The organism is Alteromonas sp. 38, assembly GCF_902506055.1.
In the GTDB taxonomy this organism is placed as follows: domain Bacteria; phylum Pseudomonadota; class Gammaproteobacteria; order Enterobacterales; family Alteromonadaceae; genus Alteromonas; species Alteromonas lipotrueae.
In genome coordinates this window covers 3,763,677-3,780,846 of record NZ_LR733300.1, presented here as the reverse complement: position 1 = coordinate 3,780,846, position 17,170 = coordinate 3,763,677, and the positions used below count along the sequence as shown (strand labels likewise).

General features: G+C 43.3%; 14 protein-coding genes and 1 tRNA gene. 5 read left to right on the top strand and 10 right to left on the bottom strand.

The annotated features are described in order from the left end of the window. Positions 1 to 18 precede the first annotated feature (18 nt). Positions 19 to 1,101 (bottom strand): ADP-ribosylglycohydrolase family protein, encoded by a 1,083-nt coding sequence (locus FLAVO9R_RS16375; protein WP_159533050.1) that lies wholly within the window; start codon positions 1,099 to 1,101, stop codon positions 19 to 21. 223 nt (positions 1,102 to 1,324) lie between these two features. On the opposite strand from FLAVO9R_RS16375, the gene FLAVO9R_RS16370 reads away from it, so the two are divergent. The 4 genes from FLAVO9R_RS16370 (at position 1,325) to FLAVO9R_RS16355 (ending at position 8,524) form a co-directional block, all read left to right on the top strand. Further along, positions 1,325 to 2,368, top strand: coding sequence for a UDP-N-acetylglucosamine 2-epimerase (locus FLAVO9R_RS16370; protein ID WP_159533048.1), 1,044 nt, complete (start codon positions 1,325 to 1,327; stop codon positions 2,366 to 2,368). Between the two features lie 196 nt (positions 2,369 to 2,564). Continuing rightward, positions 2,565 to 3,683: an adenosylhomocysteinase gene (locus FLAVO9R_RS16365; RefSeq protein WP_159533046.1), complete on the top strand. Its 1,119-nt coding sequence runs from the start codon at positions 2,565 to 2,567 to the stop codon at positions 3,681 to 3,683. Between the two features lie 273 nt (positions 3,684 to 3,956). Further along, entirely contained in the window at positions 3,957 to 5,222 is a 1,266-nt protein-coding gene (locus FLAVO9R_RS16360) for a GGDEF domain-containing protein (protein WP_159533044.1), read from the top strand. A 161-nt stretch (positions 5,223 to 5,383) separates the two neighbouring features. Beyond that, positions 5,384 to 8,524 (top strand): WD40/YVTN/BNR-like repeat-containing protein, encoded by a 3,141-nt coding sequence (locus tag FLAVO9R_RS16355; protein WP_159533042.1) that lies wholly within the window; start codon positions 5,384 to 5,386, stop codon positions 8,522 to 8,524. Positions 8,525 to 8,675: 151 nt separating this feature from the next. Here the strand turns inward: FLAVO9R_RS16355 and FLAVO9R_RS16350 are convergent, their stop codons facing one another. The 4 genes from FLAVO9R_RS16350 to FLAVO9R_RS16335 form a co-directional block, all read right to left on the bottom strand. Beyond that, positions 8,676 to 9,464, bottom strand: a complete 789-nt coding sequence (locus FLAVO9R_RS16350) for a lipase family protein (RefSeq protein ID WP_159533040.1) — start codon at positions 9,462 to 9,464, stop codon at positions 8,676 to 8,678. A gap of 246 nt (positions 9,465 to 9,710) precedes the next feature. Then, positions 9,711 to 10,073 carry a DoxX family protein gene (locus FLAVO9R_RS16345; protein WP_159533038.1) on the bottom strand — a complete coding sequence of 121 codons (363 nt, stop codon included), beginning with the start codon at positions 10,071 to 10,073 and terminating at the stop codon, positions 9,711 to 9,713. 147 nt (positions 10,074 to 10,220) lie between these two features. Continuing rightward, the gene (locus tag FLAVO9R_RS16340) at positions 10,221 to 11,009 is read right to left on the bottom strand and encodes an SDR family NAD(P)-dependent oxidoreductase (RefSeq protein ID WP_159533036.1); all 789 of its coding nucleotides are present in this window, start codon (positions 11,007 to 11,009) and stop codon (positions 10,221 to 10,223) included. A 22-nt stretch (positions 11,010 to 11,031) separates the two neighbouring features. Continuing rightward, positions 11,032 to 11,499 (bottom strand): DUF2798 domain-containing protein, encoded by a 468-nt coding sequence (locus tag FLAVO9R_RS16335; RefSeq protein WP_159533034.1) that lies wholly within the window; start codon positions 11,497 to 11,499, stop codon positions 11,032 to 11,034. A gap of 140 nt (positions 11,500 to 11,639) precedes the next feature. On the opposite strand from FLAVO9R_RS16335, the gene FLAVO9R_RS16330 reads away from it, so the two are divergent. Then, positions 11,640 to 12,089 carry a MarR family winged helix-turn-helix transcriptional regulator gene (locus FLAVO9R_RS16330; protein WP_159533032.1) on the top strand — a complete coding sequence of 150 codons (450 nt, stop codon included), beginning with the start codon at positions 11,640 to 11,642 and terminating at the stop codon, positions 12,087 to 12,089. A gap of 212 nt (positions 12,090 to 12,301) precedes the next feature. On the opposite strand, the gene FLAVO9R_RS16325 is transcribed toward FLAVO9R_RS16330, so the two are convergent. From FLAVO9R_RS16325 to FLAVO9R_RS16305, 5 genes are all read right to left on the bottom strand, one after another. After that, positions 12,302 to 12,388, bottom strand: a tRNA-Leu gene (locus FLAVO9R_RS16325). Between the two features lie 166 nt (positions 12,389 to 12,554). Then, a complete protein-coding gene (locus FLAVO9R_RS16320) occupies positions 12,555 to 13,649 on the bottom strand; it encodes a heparan-alpha-glucosaminide N-acetyltransferase domain-containing protein (RefSeq protein WP_159533030.1) in 1,095 nt (364 codons plus the stop codon). Positions 13,650 to 13,678: 29 nt separating this feature from the next. Continuing rightward, a complete protein-coding gene (locus FLAVO9R_RS16315; protein ID WP_159533028.1) occupies positions 13,679 to 14,521 on the bottom strand; it encodes a sugar phosphate isomerase/epimerase family protein in 843 nt (280 codons plus the stop codon). Then, positions 14,518 to 15,849, bottom strand: a complete 1,332-nt coding sequence (locus tag FLAVO9R_RS16310; protein WP_159533026.1) for a DUF6005 family protein — start codon at positions 15,847 to 15,849, stop codon at positions 14,518 to 14,520. Before FLAVO9R_RS16310 ends, FLAVO9R_RS16315 begins: the two co-directional genes overlap by 4 nt. A 4-nt stretch (positions 15,850 to 15,853) precedes the next feature. Next, positions 15,854 to 17,161: an AMP-binding protein gene (locus tag FLAVO9R_RS16305; protein ID WP_159533024.1), complete on the bottom strand. Its 1,308-nt coding sequence runs from the start codon at positions 17,159 to 17,161 to the stop codon at positions 15,854 to 15,856. Between the last annotated feature and the right edge of the window lie 9 nt (positions 17,162 to 17,170).

The window sequence follows — 17,170 nt, the reverse complement described above, 5'->3', positions numbered from 1 at the left end:
TCTTAAAGTTTCAATGGTTTATTTTTCATTTTTACAAGCTTGCTGAATTTCATGCTCTAACTCTTCTGTATCAGCAAGTTGTCCAAACATGTCGCGAATTGGCGCGCCTTCAATCAAACCCATGATTGTACCCAATACAAAACCGCGGTGCACGTTATCCCCTCCTACATTGGCGTTGGCTGTGAGTGCTTTTTTTTCATCGTCTACGTAGCGGTAGGCAAAATACAGCACACTGGGCCATGCATCAGAAATGTAGCATGCAGGAGAGAATTGACGACCCACTATTTCGATATCACTTTTATTCTTGGCAACCAGCTTTGCCAAAGATATATGATTCCCCCGTAGGGCAATATCTTCAAGTATGTCTTGAGGCGATTCGTCCGTGCGGTAGAGCAATCGATACAGCAGTTCGACATAATCATCACAAACCGCACCAAGGTCTTCACTGGGGTGAGTTAAATACAAGTGATTTCTGCAGAGACGTTGAATGTCATTCAGTGCATCCCCCTTAAGGGCACAGCTAAGCGCTACAGGCCCAATGGTAACAAGGCCACCTATAGATGCCGTATCGTGAGTCACTGCGCCGCAATCATTGGCAGGCTTTCCGGCAGCTAGGTTAGCAAAAAAGCCTCTATGATACGATTCCGCGTAGGTGTCTGGGTGAGCTGGCTTATCTGCGCACAGCAGTTTAATGTACCCATCTAAAAAAGCAGCTTGTTGATAAATACCGGTTGAAGCCCGCAGTGCCACTCTAGCGCAATGAGCGTTTAAGGTGTTTTCTCCGGCTTTCATGCCTTGATGGTAATGCTGATTAGCGCCAGTCCAATATTGTCGTTTACCCTTTAAAATAACGTCGCCTACAATATTTTTCTTTTCCTGCTTAGACGCTTTGGACCGGCCCCCCTGGCTGGTGGAATGCAAAGACATAATAGAGGAGGGGTGAAATGATGGTGCGTCTTCAAATTGCTGAATGCCACCGGGGAAATCTTTTAAAATGTCCGCTGGGTTATAATACCAATGTACTGGCATTGCCAAAGCGTCAGCAATAAACGCGTTTTTAAGCGCCGCTATTGCCCGTGATTTATGTAATTCAGATGGCACTGAGTCTTCCCCTTAATAGCTAATATACCCATCGGTTTCAATATAAAATCGATGAGCAAAAAACATTGAATGATCTAAGGGTTTTGTACGTATTCTGCGTAAATATTGATCGCAGCGTAACGATTGCAAAAGCCATTTGCTAAAAAGTTGCAGCCTCATTACTATTCGTGGTTTTGGTTTTGGTTTTGGTTTTGGTTTGAGTTTGAAATTGAAGGGTAAGAATATGCATGCATCGCCATCGAGTACTGTGGGGAAACCCTTAAATTTTCTTTTATATGTAGAACAAAATTACTCCTTCGACATACTTCGCCCCATACAAAATGAAGCGATAAAGCAAGGTCATCAGGTTAAATGGTTGGTGGTGGGAAATGATGCGTCCAAACACTTTTTACACGAAAACGAGCAGGCATTAGCTTCCATTGAGCAAGCTATAAGCTTTAAACCTGATGCGGTGTTCGTCCCCGGCGATAGAGTGCCAAATTTCATTCCCGGCATTAAAGTACAGGTTTTTCATGGCCTTAATGAAAGTAAGCGAGGTAATGTTTATCCTGAACGTGGGCTGTTCGATTTATATTGCACAGAAGGGCCTGAACGCACGGGTACATTAACACGCAGTAATAAAGGCCACTACAATGTGGTTGAAACCGGGTGGGTAAAATTAGACTCATTATTTCAATATCAATCGACAGAACATTACGATAAACCGCAGGTGCTATTTGGTTCTACTTTCTCTGCATCCTTGTCCTGCGCCGAGTTCGTCTATGATGAGGTTAAACGGTTAAGTCAAAACGGGAACTGGCAGTGGTTAGTGACATTGCACCCGAAAATGGCCGCCTCTACGGTTGAAAAATACAAAGCGTTAGAAAGTGAAAACCTAATGTTTTTTGAAAATAATCATGTCATCGAAGCGTTGCACAGAGCGGATGTGATGATTTGTGACAACTCCTCTATTTTTCAAGAATTCTTACTTTTAAATAAACCTGTCGTGACGGTAAATAACCGCGACCCGCTCGATTGTTTTATTAACATTACAGAAAGCGATGCGCTAGAAGGTGCAATAAAACAAGCGTTGTCACCTTCGCCCGAACTTATCGATAGCATTCAAAAATACGGGCCATCAATTACCCCCTATCTAGATGGAAAGTCGTCACATCGGGTGGTGAAAGCGGTTGAAGTAATGGTGGGCAGTAATTGGGTTGATAAAAAACCTAGAAACCTATTAAGAAACTTCAAAATTAGAAAGAAACTCAACTACTGGAAGTTTTGATAATGGCACTGAGTTAAAGCGCTGCGCTTGTTGTGCTGAATAAGCGTCGTTAACTCAGCGCGCAGCATAACTATATAAAACTATCTTTATATATCAATACCTTGATTAGCTAGTTTTGTTCTGCATTGATAGTTGTAGGGCGAAGATATTGTGGCGTACTATAGTGCCTTCTCCTTTTCGACACTAAGACTTTTCTATGTACCAAGATTTTCAAGCTGAGCTTTCATGGGCCAGTTTACATATGCCGCGCACTCGTGAAGCTATTTCCTCTCTTCCAAGCTTAGACGGCATTAGGCTAGCCTGTAATATGCACTTAGATTTAAAGATGGCTCCATTGGTTGAAGGGTTATTATCTCGTGGGTGTGAGGTTTTTCTAACAACCTGTAACCCCACTACCGTTCAAGATGATGTGGTAAAGTATCTGGTAGATAAAGGGGCTGCGGCTCATGCATGGCGAGACATGAGTAACGCCGATTGGTCAGACTCTTTTGACAAAGCCTTGGCTTGGAAACCCACTCATTTGTGTGAAATGGGGGCCGATTTAACCACGCGCTTACATGAAAAAGTGCAAGCAAACGCGAAGGTCCCGAACATTGTGGCTGGTTTAGAGGCCACAGGTTCAGGTATTACGCGGTTAAACGGTATGCAGCCTGAATATCCTATTTTTAACTGGGATGATTTGCCCGTTAAAGAAGGCTTACACAATCGTCATATGGTGGGTTTAAGTGCTTGGCAAACGTTTTTCCAAACCACACATCTTACCCTGCATGAAAAAGTAGTAGTCGTCATAGGTTATGGTTTAGTGGGGCAGGGCGTGGCGGCATCTGCAAAGGCTTTTGGTGCACAAGTGCAAGTAGCAGAACTCGATCCTGCTCGCGCGCTGCAAGCTAAATATGATGGTTGGCCGGTAGTTGATTTGGGCTGCGCGGTAAAAGATGCCGATGTTATTGCCACTGCCACTGGCGGTTACGGTGTGGTAAGTGCAAAGCATTTGGATGCGATGAAAGAAGGCACCTTTATATTGAATGTTGGGCATGTGGCGCAAGAAATCGATGTGCCATATCTTAAAGCACATGCCAACCACTGCGAACCCATGCCTTACGTGAATGCTTATACCTTAAATGGTAAAACCCTATTCTTACTGGCTGATGGCTCTATGTTTAACCTTACTGCGGGCTATGGTGATAGCTTGAATGCTTTTGACGTTACCTTGGCTGTAATGGCTGCAGGTGTTGGGCATATTGTAGGGGAAGGTAGCACTCACCAAAGTGGGTTATATTTACTTCCTGAAAAGGCATGGAAGGCGGCGCTTTAGGGCGCTACCCTTATTATTATTGTTGATGATAGGTTTATCCAAAATGTAAGGCTTTCTACCCACCGGGGCAGCGTAAAATAAACCCTCCATCGTTACAAGATTGACAAAGTTCGTTATACTAAGAGCAAGTGAGCAGAGTGCTTTTGCGCTAACATACACTTAACATATGAGCGTAAAAGCTGAATTAGTGTTGCCTTCTGTTTGAGCATTTCTACGCTAAGACGCTTACAGAAGGCACATAACTAAAGGGAGTTGGGGAGATGGGCAAGTAGTATGGTTCAAGCATCTTCTATCCCTTTGTTTATTACTGCCAGTATCTGCTTGCTCTTAAGCTTTTTCTTTTTGCTTCTATATTATCGCTTGATTTCCCGCCATGAAGAGTCCGTGAAGTATTACCTGATTTTCGCGCTTTCAGCGTTAACCAGTGGCATTTTTTTTGGTGCCTTTGCGGTACTCGTTAACTCAAGCGATAACCTTACTTATCTCAGTATTTCTAACCGAATAACCGTTATCGCGGCTATGTTTACCATAGTGTTGAGTCTGCATTTTTACATTGCTTTTTTTCAATACAAAGTGCCAACCTTTCTAAAGTGGTGCTACGTAATTTGTGGTGTCTTTTCCTTGTTGACCATGGTGCCTAACCAGTACTTTCTTAGTAATGCTTTCTACTCAACATCTCAGTACTACACAGGCTTAGAATATGGGGCTTTATTCCAGTTGTGGGGGGCATGGATATTAGTACTCGCCGCCTATTGTATTTTTATACTCGTGAGAGTGTTTAATCGACAACGCATTAGGCAAGAAAATAGCAATACGAACACGGTTTTATTGTTGTTGGTGGCAAATGTCGTGTGGGTGATTACAGGCCTTTGTGATACGTTCACCGGTATTCAGGTGGTTGATTTACCTCCGTTGAGTTGGATAGGCTCATTTTCGGTTACTTCATGTATTGCGTGGGTGTTGGTTTTACATATAGATGATCTTTATGAAGAAAGGCGGTTGCTGAGTAACCGGCTTATGTATGACCATTTAACCCAAGCATTCTCACGTAGCTATTTGGAGATACGTTTAACTGAAGCTGTGAACCTAATGCGACGTGGAGAGTTGAGCTGGTTATCGGTATGCGTATTTGATGTAGATGACTTTAAAAACATCAACGATCAATACGGGCATGCTAATGGTGATGCATTGCTCTCCCAAATCACTACTATTATAAAAGAAAATATTCGCCAGTCTGATTGCATCGCGCGGTTGGGAGGGGATGAGTTCGTTATTTTGTTTGCCAGCAAACAAGGTGAGAATTATGCGCCTACTACGGTCGAGCGAATTCGTGAGCGCATTGCAAAAACAGATTTCGGGAAGGACGACTATTCATTTAGTGCATCTTGTTCATTTGGCATAGTCAGTGTTACCCCAGACCGGCTAACGATGACCGATTTGCCGAACCAAATGCTATCGAGCGCAGATGAAGCATTGTATAGCGCCAAGCATAAAGGAAAGAATGCTGTCGGCATTGCAACCTTGTGTGACTTATCATAACAGTTCTCTTCTTTACCGCTTTATTCTGTACGTAAGAAAGTGGTATAAAATAGATATACATTAAACATTTACGTCTTCACCTGAAGGCTAAATACGTTGCACTATATAAACATTAAGCACCAAACCTTCCTAAAAAACTAAATACAATAAGGCTTTTAACAATGATATTACGGCGAACATTAGCGGCTTTAGTTGTGTCTATTAGCGCGCTGGTTAGTCTCTCGTTTCCGGCATTTGCGTTAAAAGATACCGTTAATCCCAAGCTTTTCGACAAAATGGAATATCGTAATATTGGCCCTTTTCGTGGCGGTCGCTCTGTTGCCGTTTCAGGCGTTGATGGTAACCCCAACCTTTATTACATGGGGGCCGCAGGTGGTGGCGTGTGGAAAACAGATAACGCCGGTTTGTCTTGGAAACCGTTGTCTGACAAGCACTTTGAAGTAGGTAGTATTGGAGCAATTGCTGTAGCCCCCTCAGATCACAACGTTATTTATGTGGGCACCGGAGAAGGTCCTATTCGCGGTGTAACTACCAGCCATGGTAAAGGTGTATATAAGTCTACCGATGCGGGTGAAACATGGGAGCTAGTCGGTTTAAAAAACCGTGGTCAAATTCCTAAAATTCGCATTCACCCCACCAATCCAGATATCGCGTGGGCGGCTGTTCAAGGTAATATTTGGGCGCCAAATGAAGCGCGCGGTGTGTTTAAAACTACCGATGGTGGTAAAAACTGGAAGCACGTACTTAACGTTAATGCCGACACGGGTGCAGCAGATTTAGCACTAGACCCGTCGAACCCAAGAGTGTTGTACGCCAGCATGTGGCACCACGGAAGAACACCATGGTTCGTAAAATCAGGCGGCGACGGCGGCGGTATTTATAAGTCCACCGACGGTGGTGAGACTTGGGATAAACTAGAAAAAAACTTGCCTAAGCTTATGGGTAAGGTGGGAATAGATATTTCTGCCTCTAACCCGAAGCGCGTTTACGCGATTATTGAAGCTGACAAAGGTGGCTTGTACCGCAGCGATGATGCTGGCGCGTCTTGGCAGCTAATGAATGGCGATAATATTCTTAAAGCCAGAGCCTGGTATTACAATCATATTAAGGTTGACCCTAACGACGAAAACACCCTGTATGTGATGAATGTACAGCTGCATAAATCTATCGATGGCGGCAAAACCTTTGAGATTAAATCATTGCCACACGGTGATACCCACGATATGTGGATAAACCCTGAAAACAGCCTGAATATGATAAATGCCAACGACGGTGGCGCAACCGTAACGTTTGATGGTGGAAAGTCGTGGTCGAGTATTTATAACCAACCCACTGCGCAGTTTTATCGCGTAGTTACCGATAACCTTGAACCCTACCATGTCTATGGCGGCCAGCAAGATAACACCACAATGGCGACCCCTTCTTCTACCTATGATGGGGGCATTGGAATCGCGGAGCAATTCGCCGTAGGCGGTGGTGAAAGCGCACATATCGCCTTTGATGCCGACAATCCTACGCTGATTTACGCCACCACTATTAATGGCACATTAACTGAATTCAACAAAGACACAGGGCTTACTCGCCCTATCATGCCTTATCCTGAATACGTATTTGGGCGCAACGCGCGAGATCAGAAATACCGTACTAATTGGAATGCGCCGGTATTGGTGTCGCTGCACGACCCGAAAACAGTGTACTACGGTACGCAGATGATATTAAAAACCACCGACAGAGGTGTTAACTGGCAAGAGATAAGCCCAGATTTAACCCGTAACGAGGTAGAAAAGCAGGGCTTAAACGGCGGACCTATCACCAACGAGCAAGCCGGTGCTGAATATTACAATACGGTTTTCTATATTGCTGAATCGCCAGCAAATGCAGGTGAACTATGGGTAGGTGCAGATGATGGCAAGTTACATTTAACCAAAGATGAAGGCAAAAACTGGAAAGACATTACGCCTCATAAAAAAGAAGCACAGGTTAATGCTATTGAGCTAAGCGTTCACGCTGAGGGTAAAGCCTATGTAGCGGTAACTGGCTATAAACTGAATGACTATCAGCCCTATATTTATAAAACAGAAAACTACGGAAAACGCTGGACTCGCATAGATAAAGGCTTGCCTGAAGATGCGTTTGTTCGCGTGGTACGTGAAGATAAAAAGCACGAAGGTATGCTGTTCGCGGGTACTGAAAGCGGTATGTTTGTTAGTTTTGACGATGGTAAAAACTGGCAAGAAATGGCACTTAATTTGCCGCCTGTTGCAATAACTGATATGCAGGTAAAAGGTGATGACTTAGTTGTGGCAACTCAAGGTCGTGGCTTTTGGATTTTGGACAACATAAACCCGCTGCGTGAAGTCAGTGGTTCATTACACAATGAAGCTCTGTTTCAATTTAGCCCTGTCGACGGTGTGCGCTTGTTGTCTGGCGGCAATATGAGCGGCCAACCAGAAGCGAAAAACCCTCCTCGCGGAGCAAGGTTCCGTTACTACCTAAAAGATGAGCTTGAAGAGAGTGAAAGTCTTCGTATCGATATTTTTGATTCGAAAAATCAACTCGTGCGTACGTTATCGTCAACCGCAGATGCGTTTGAAAAGTGCGCCAAGGGTAACGAAGACGCACGTAGCCCGCTGAAGTTTAAACACCCTTCAACAAAAGAAGGTTATAACGAGTTTGTATGGGATTTACGACGCTCACCTTTGAACTGTATTGATAATGTGAAGTTATTTGGCGGTTGGAATGGCGCCAGAGTAATGCCTGGCGACTATAAAGCAACTATCACTGTAGGCGAGCAGTCTCAGACCCGACCGTTTAAAGTACTGCCAGACCCAAGGGAAGAAGCTGATGCCGCCCAATTACAAATTGTTGAGCAAAGCATTCAGGCCAGTGAAAACTTATTAAATGAGCTATTTGAACATTTGCAAAAAGCCCGTAACGTGCGTGAAACGCTAAATGGGGTAACTGAGTCGAATGTGGTACTAGCCAGCGAAGTGTCAGCTTCAATTGACCGTATTGTCAGTGCTATTGATGATTGGGAGGCATTGGTGATCCAACCTAAACACCAAACCTTTGAAGATGACATAAACTGGCCAAATATGCTCGACCGACAAGTTCGCTTTTTAATGGATAACTTCGATAGAACCGGCGCGCCAGCGCAAGCTGGGGCAGTGCAACGTTTAGACGATTTAGAGGCTAGGTGGCAGCAGTACAAACTGCAGCTAGAAATTCTATTTCGAGAAAATGTTAAGCCAGTCAATGAAGCGCTTGCTGAAAAGGGCGTTTTCGATTTAGACAGTTTGTAGGCAGTTTGTATGTGTTGAGTTTTACTTTGTACCATGATGGTGTTCGATAGTAATGTCGGCACACTTTAAATAAAAAACCGACGTTAAGTCGGTTTTTTATTTTTTTAAATTCGGCCTTCACATTTAAAAAAACCTTTAGCATGAGCACACACTAATGTTCATCGAACAACGATTTATTTCTAATGTATTTTCTCATGTAATGGTAGGTAATAGGTCTTAATAGCCAGCTACTTAAAGATTTAAAAAAACGCTTATGCGTAGGCGTGTTTTCATAGATTTGATCGTCATGCAGCCATAGCATTTTACCCACATGCCAAAAGTAAAAAGGGAAGGGAGGCATAAACGTTACTACGTCTAAGTCACAGCAAATGCGGTATGTTTTGTGGTGTAATAGATAGTTTTTGTACCATGAACGACTGCCCACTGCGGGTTGGCCAAAAGTCACTACTCGTTTAACGGCTTTAGCATTTTTTCTTTCAAAATAATCGGCCATCAGTACGGCTACTGCGCCTCCTGAAGAGTGGCCTATAAACGTAAAACGCTTACCTTGATTTTGCAGAGGTTCTAGTACTTTAACCAAAAGTTCTTGCAATGGCAGCGCCTCTTCAATCGTCTTCGTGCTTGAATACATGGGTTGATGAAGTAGTCGACTAAAGCCCCAGTGTACATAGAACTTTTTATCGACTTGTTGGATTTTAGTTGGCAGGAATACCAAATTTGCGAGCCAGTCTTTTAGTCCTAGTGAACCCCTAAATACCACAATGGCTTCTTTTTTGTTATCTACCCATAAGATCCTGACGCTCATCCGGCCATATTTATCGACTAAGTGACGTTCGTGAAAGGGTTTTAATACTTGGCGGTAGTGCGCTTCAGCGTCGGGGTAGGAGAGTTGGCAAAGAATGGCGTATCGCTCGTATTGATAGCGTTTCAGTTTTTTCATAGAAAACTATATCAACTCGCTTTGCTCTGTTTTGTGAATAGAATAGATTCACACACAATGACTCGAATTCTATAAAGCTATACTGTTTATGTTTCAGTTGGATTACGGCGAGAATTAAGGGGTGAGAGTACATTGTCATCAGAGGGCTAACCACCAGACGCAAAAAACCAACTAAAAAGTTGGTTTAAATATTTGGTACCAGTTGGCGGGCTTACTATCGCTCCGTTAGTGATTCAAAAATTACCATCAAATTGGATACCAAGTGGCGTCTTTTCTGCGTAACACAATCGCGTAAATACATAGTGCGATAAAGACTATGGCTGGAGCCGGCGAGGGTACCGCATAGAAAAGATGAAAATAGGCTGCTCCAATCATGATCGGGATCAGGCCTGTCGCTGCTAGGGCTGTTAACCTAGGAATAAACATAGCAATACCAGCTGCTAGTTCACAGGCGCCGATAAAATAACCAAACCAACCAGGCAATCCCATTTGAGAAAAACTGGCGTGAAGGTCTGGTACACCAGCAAGTTTGGCGCCGCCAGCGGCTATCATTGGCAAACCTAACAGAACCAATGGTACCCAGGAAAGTACGGTTTTTACTTTTGACATAATTAACTCCGATAAAATGATTAATAATTAATGGGTTTGGGCTGATTCAAGTCATTGCGTATACGCTCTTTGCTATGGTCCGCTTTGGATCAGAAAGCCCACAGATTGTCTGTGAACTCGGACTGTTGTGTATTGGCTTTGGAACCTCTATTTCATTGCTGCGAGCAACTTATCCTTCCATTCATTGGTTAATTCGACTTTCATCCGCTTCACCTTATTGCCTGTTATATAAACACCACTTTTATCTTTAAACTGTTCATTAAAAGCTGCATTCAATAACTTCTTAGCACCGTCGGCAGGAGGTTTAAAAAAGAGTTTTACAATTGGTTTCATGAACAAAGGCATTGATTCCTTATTGCCTGACATTTTGGTTTTCAATAAACCAGGATCAACGTTCAAAATCAGAGTGTTTGAATGTGATTTTGCGAAATCATTTATTAACAGAGTGAGCGCAAGTTTCGACTGGTAATACGCACCCATTAGTTTTACGAACTTGGTTGGAGCCAACAAGGTATCAACCTTGAGGATTGACTGATTGTGTAGACCACCTGTTGCAGTATTAACAATAAATCCACCCTCTAGCTTTTCGGCTAATAAGGTTGCCAATTTATAAGGTGCCAATACATTCACCTCATAGTGCATTTCATTGTTACTGTCTGAAAAATATGTATCGTCAAGCATCACACCTGCGTTATTAAACAAACCATCAATAGTCTGCCATTGGGTAGTAACTTGTTCAGCCACTGAAACGACATCTTGATGCTTACTTAAATCAGCATAAAAAAAATCGATATCTGTTGTATCTATTTCTTTTTCTAGTGCATCGGCTCTATTCTGATTTCTTACGACCAGTCCAAGTTTGTGACCTTGCTCAAGCAGTATCTTGGTTAATTCCAGTCCAATGCCAGTGTGGCCACCCGCAATTAAAATGTTCATCGTCTTTTAAGCTTCTGTTTGGCTAACTAGCCATAAATTGTTCAAGTTTGGGTTTTATGGTCAGGGTCATCACTAAGCTAAGTACAAGACCTACGGGAAGAGCGGTAATAAAACCATCAAAAACGGCTTGAAAAAATACATTTAAATCAGTAAATCCAATGGTATTGGCCGCTGTGCTTACCGCCATAATTGACTCCATAACAATAGCCATAAACACCCCGGCTAAGATGTTCTTTTTAAGGGGGGGAAGTGCAGAGAAAAGGCGTTCCACCAGCAAGTTCACGATAGACATTACCAAGTAGCCAGCAGGTACTAAAATGCATACCGCTAAGGCAAAAGAACTTAACCAGTTTTTTATAAAATGGGGTCCATAACCTAAGTTAACCAATGTCATGATGCAGGTTAATGTTCCCGCCATTACGCTAATAATCGAAAGGATTGCGGCCACCTTATAAATAACAGGTGTTTCGCCATTAAAGTTGGGTTTCACTTATTAGCTCCTTTAACATTGTTGCTGTATTAGATAAATCGACATATTGTTGACAAAATCAACTATATTTCAAATAAGTTGACATTGTCAACTAGTATTTACTATGATTGGCAATGTCAGCCACTTAGGTAGGAGTTCTTTTGTCAGAACTAAATCCCGTTGAAATGATTTTTAAACTTGTCATGGCATTGAAAAAAAGTGCAAAACCCAAGGTCGAAGATACCAAGAAAGTTGAGTGTTTAAGCCCCATGCATGTGCAAGTTTTGAAACTAATAGGGGCAAAGAACGAGATAACGGCCAATCAAATTTCTGTGGATTTGATGCGTGATAAAGCCCAGGTCACTCGGTTGTTAAACACGTTAACGGATGAAGGATTAGTAACTAAAAAGCCTAATCCCAATGACAAACGCAGCCAATTAATAATTTGCACTGACACAGGATGGGCCCTTTACCAGCGTGTTACAGAAATTGATCGCTATATTTTAGAACAGTTGAGTGAAGGCTTAACTCAAGAAGAGTTGTGGGAATTTCAGCGATTGGCCGAGAAAATGTTAGTTAACTTGGAATTTCTGTCAGAAAAATCGGGGTGAAATGCATTAGTCACTGTAGACAAAAAACCGACTTTCGTCGGTTTATTGTTATCTCTTTCATTGGTAATGAAAAGAGATGGTACCAGTGGGCGGACTTTGGCTGGGCCGACACTCGGACGCCACGCCTTCGTGGCGGCTTTATCAATCACCAGACACAAAAAAACCGACTTTCGTCGGTTTATTGTTATCTCTTTCATTGGTAAGAAAAGAGATGGTACCAGTGGGCGGACTTGAACCGCCACGCCATTGCTGGCAACGGATTTTGAATCCGTCATGTCTACCAATTCCATCACACTGGCTTAGATAGGCTTGCTATCGATGAGGCTGCATTATAGCGATGTAGCTCAGGTGTACAAGTTTTTTTTAGGGTTTTATTACCGTTATGTGTCTGACTGAATAAAAGTTAAACATTCTTGGCTCCGATAGGCGTTGAATACCAGTTGCAGACAAAAATGTTGATGCTGGTTACGCCACTCTCATTGAGCGAACAGTACGTACCTTTAACCACAACAATACGCCAAAGTGAGACAGTACCATTACCACTAGCATTGCCGAAACCGCTGCTATTTGCGGCAATTGTTGGGAGCCTACTAGCATCAACCCCCAGCCAATCAACAACCATTGAATAACGTAGTAGGTTGTAACGTTTCTGCCCCAAAAGCACAAAAGTGAAACAAAGCGATTAGCACTCTGACCTTGTGTTACACGTTGGCAAAGCCATAAAAAAACAAGCGCACCACCTGTTAGGCTAATTATCATTCCTGGGCCAGCTCGCATGTTACTGGCCATATGATAATCGGTATTGGTCATTGTTAGTAACGTGCCAGTGGCGGTTAGTGCTGCACCTATCCAAAGTGATGTTTTAAAAAACTGTTGAATGTTGTTTGAATATTTTAACCAACAGCCGAATACCATGCCTGCAAGTGGGTAGGCTAGCCAGGGAAGTAAGGGGAACATTGCTCCTTGATGTTTATTCCCAAAAAAGAGTTTTAATGCTTCATCGGGGTAACTCCAGCCTGTTGTGATGTCCCAAAAATAGGGCGAAAGAAAAGTTACTAAAAGGGCGCCGCCAATCCAGTATTTTGGGGCGGGGAATAAATGCTTTATAAGTAAGCAGCACGCTAACGCTAAGCCAGCAAATTGCAAAATATCTACAACGAAAAGTTCGGTAGTAGGTGTATAACTTCCCAATTGCTCTTGAGTGACTAACCCCATTTTTAGCGAAAGCCACATTGGAATAGAGCCCCGGGCAATATTTAGTGCATAGCCTAGTGCGAATAGCCCCAACGCGCGTTTTAAACCCGTTAATAACGATTGTTGGCCGCTGTAGGTAATAAACATCCCCATAATAAATACGAACCACGCGGCCACTTGCCAGCTGGCCAGAAGCCTAATAGTAGAGCCCACTAAACTTTCATGCGTACTTGTATCGCCATAGAAGTCTAGAACGTGAACCAGTACCATCAAAATAATGAGTATACCTCTGGCAAAATCGAACGTGAGTAGGCGTTCATTAACAGGCTGAGTATCCTGCATTGGCGAAGTGGCCGACATAGTCATTTATAAGCTCCTCGTTTTACACGTCGTTTTTAAGCGCGCAAGCATGTTTGTTGTAACTGTTGAATCAAATACCTGTCGCGACTGAGAACTTGCTTAGCGTGATTACCAAACCATTCTAGTGACGTATCAGCATTCGCTATACCAGCGCTATGATGCTGGTGGAGATACTCAATAAAATTTTGATATTCTACCGCTCCTTCAAAAATAGGCACCATGCCCTCTCTTGTCCCTGCGGCGGCATATACATTTTCAGGCGCAAAGACTGATAGATGGCGTGCATCGCTAATATTTTTAAAATGAAAGTGATTGATATGGGGTAATAGCGCTTCAAGCGCGCGGGTAATTTCGGCACCCGATTCCCACACATGAAGTACGTCAAAATTTAACTGAAGATTATCTCTATTAACATGTGCGAACATGGCTTGCGTAGAGGCTACGGAGTCGGCGTAGGTTTTTGGGTGAGTTTCTATGACTAAATTTAAATCATGAGGAGCTAACCAGTCACATACTTGCTGAAGCCTTTTAAACAAAGCGTCTCTTTGAGCTTCAGTATATTCAAGACTTCCTTCTCCCCCTGCAAATGTTCGAATTTTACTGGCGCCCCAATGTTTGGCTAGTCTGCAAAGATGTTGTACTTTGTGATAAAGCACGTTTTCAGAAACCAGTAACGGCAGGTAATCACTCAGCATGGTGGCTCTCAAGCCGTAAGACGCTAACCACTGTTTATCGTAACGGGGTTGGTCGGTGAGGTTATTTGCATGTGCACCCCACAGCTCGATGCCTTGGAAATGGTTGGCCTGTGCCCATTGGGCTATTTCTTCTATTGAAATGAGTTGATGACGAAAAGATATCGTACAAATTGATAGGTTCATAATGCCACTTCCTCAACACGTTTTTGTGTGCCGTGTAAATTTATCTGGTGCAAGCTAGACCACTGCGAAAAGACCTCAAAGAGATGTTTTTTAATGCTATATTCGCGCTCATCTTGCTGATCTAATAGTAAGAGTATTTCTTCTATCAAAGCTTTTTTGTGAGCCGGACTTGGTTGCTCAGAGGCCAATTTCATGGCACGAAAATGGATGTTTTTGTAATTGCTTACAAGGGCTTCAATCACATCGCACCAATACTCAAATTCTTCTTCTGGAAAGCCGATGTCTCGCCAGAAAAACGCAAACCCATGTTCATAGGCATACTTACGAATTGCTAATACGGGAAGCTGCTTAAGCGCCTCGCCAAGCTGAGTAATATCGGTTGCACTATTTTTTGTATCAATGTGTGCGTGAACAACGTCTCGTACTTTGTCCGTCATTGGGTTGTGGTTAGCGTTGAAGCAGGTGAGGAAGTAATCGGCGATAACGGAATTTTTACTCGGCGTTATTTTGCTGCTATCAAAAATATAGCCGCCTGCAACAGCTTTTGATTCAATAGCGGCGATGACTTGTGATTTATTTTGTGTGCCTTCCCAACGAAAGTCAGGGTCGTGCATGAACCATATTTCTGGCTCGCGTGTCTCTTCTAACATCACATAGTGAGGGAAGGGGTTTTGATTAAATTTGTTCTCACGTTCTGGCAGCAAATACATATCAAGCATTACCATGATATTTTCGCTCTCAGATTTCTGTGCCAATAACGTTTGTAAGGTATGAAGGTTCTCTTGTTTACTGAGCGTCTCGCAGTACCATGGCGTAACCGATACGCCATATATTTTTTTATACCAGGCTCTAAACTCATCGTGGTTGATGTCATCTGAGTGGTAGGCTAAATGGTGGTCATTGCTAATGAGTACTTCAGCGTCCCACACGCCAAAATAGAATGGTCTGTGATCTACGCGCGGATCAGCTTTAATGCTTTCGCACAAGCAGCTCACAAAGCAGTGCACTTTGATATCTTCAAACTCTTCTTGGACCTCAGTTACCTCATTTGTCGCATTGCTAGTTTCGTTAGTTCGGCCGTTTGACTGGCTTAACAGAAAGTCTGCTAACGAAGATACGGTAGCAACATCTTCATTACTCAGCGCAGCATCGGGTATATCAATACCAAGCGTCAATTCTATATGAACCAGTAGCTGCATTATCTGTACTGAATCTAAATACAAGTCTTCATTTAGCCGAGCTGCTGGTCTAAAGTCGCGCAGCTTTTGATTGTTGAGCTCTTTTTCAAGTACCAACTTAATGGCATCAATAATGTTTTGTTTATCCATGGGGTTACTCTGCCATCTGTGCTAGTTCGTTTTGGAGCTTTTGGGCACAGTATGCTTCTGCCAGTTTTTTCCGATTCACTTTGCCGTTTGCTAAGCGTTCAATGTGCTCCACTGCATGTAAAAATTGCGGAATTTGGTACGCGGCAAGTTTGTCGCCACACCAAGCCCGAAGCGTATCGGCATCGAGTTTGTCGGTGGTGAAATATAAACAGGCTCGCTGACCCGCCGTGGTGTCGTTTACTTTAAACAGTACGGCATCGGTCACGCTTGGGTGTTCAAGAACAATATCTTCTATCTCTTGTGGGTATACATTTAAACCCGAGACAATAATGGTGTCGTCTTGGCGCGCGATGAAATGCAGCGTCGGTGACACATTTTCTGCATGCTCAAAATAGCCCAAATCTTGGGTATGGATAACGTGTGCCTGATGGCTGGCATTTATTGCAGGTACGGTTATCACTATTTCTTCAGGGTAATTGACGTCATGCCCAGACGATATTTGAATATGAGGCAGAACATGACCAATGCTGGTGTTGGAGGAAGTGATAGGGCCCAAACTGACACATCCAGATTCAGAGCAACCGTATTGTTGGTATAAATGCGTTACTCGTTCACTTACCTTATCGAGTGTTGGTTTCGACATTAAGGTACCAGAAGTCATGGCGGCATAAAGCGTGCTGCTTTTCGGCCACAACATGCTAAGCATACTTAACATCGCAGGTGACGAGTAAAGCAGCGGTTTTTTTGCTGCCAGCAATAACTTCATTATAAATTTGGGGTTGATATTAGTAATAATTGTCGGGCTTTTGCCTCTACCAAGCGCCACTAGCACCCCACATATTAGTCCGTATGAGTGGGTGACTGGGCATGCTACGTAAGGGGTCATAGCGTCAGCATCAGGGAAGTGAGAAATGTAACTGGCTATTTCTACATCTATAGCTACCCAACTTCGTTTTATGCACTTAGGTTCCCCCGTTGTGCCAGAGCTCATTTGAATAAGCCCGGCACGCTGGTCTGCCTCACCTTCATACTCAACAGCAATTGGGGAGTGCATGTCGCCGTACAACAATACCCCACATTTAGCTCTGCTGGCGCTACGCTTGGCCTGTGCCAGCGGCGTATCTGGGTGAATTGGCATCACTGAAATATCATGGTTTTTAGCGTAAAGGCATAAGGCTAACCATGTAGCGGTATCGCTAAGGCATACGGCAATATTTGCGTGCTTTGCATGCAGTTCGGCAATCGCTGAAAATTGCTGGTAAAAACGTTCGAAATCGTGGGTGGAATAAAATGTGGTATCAACACTTAACATGAAAATCTC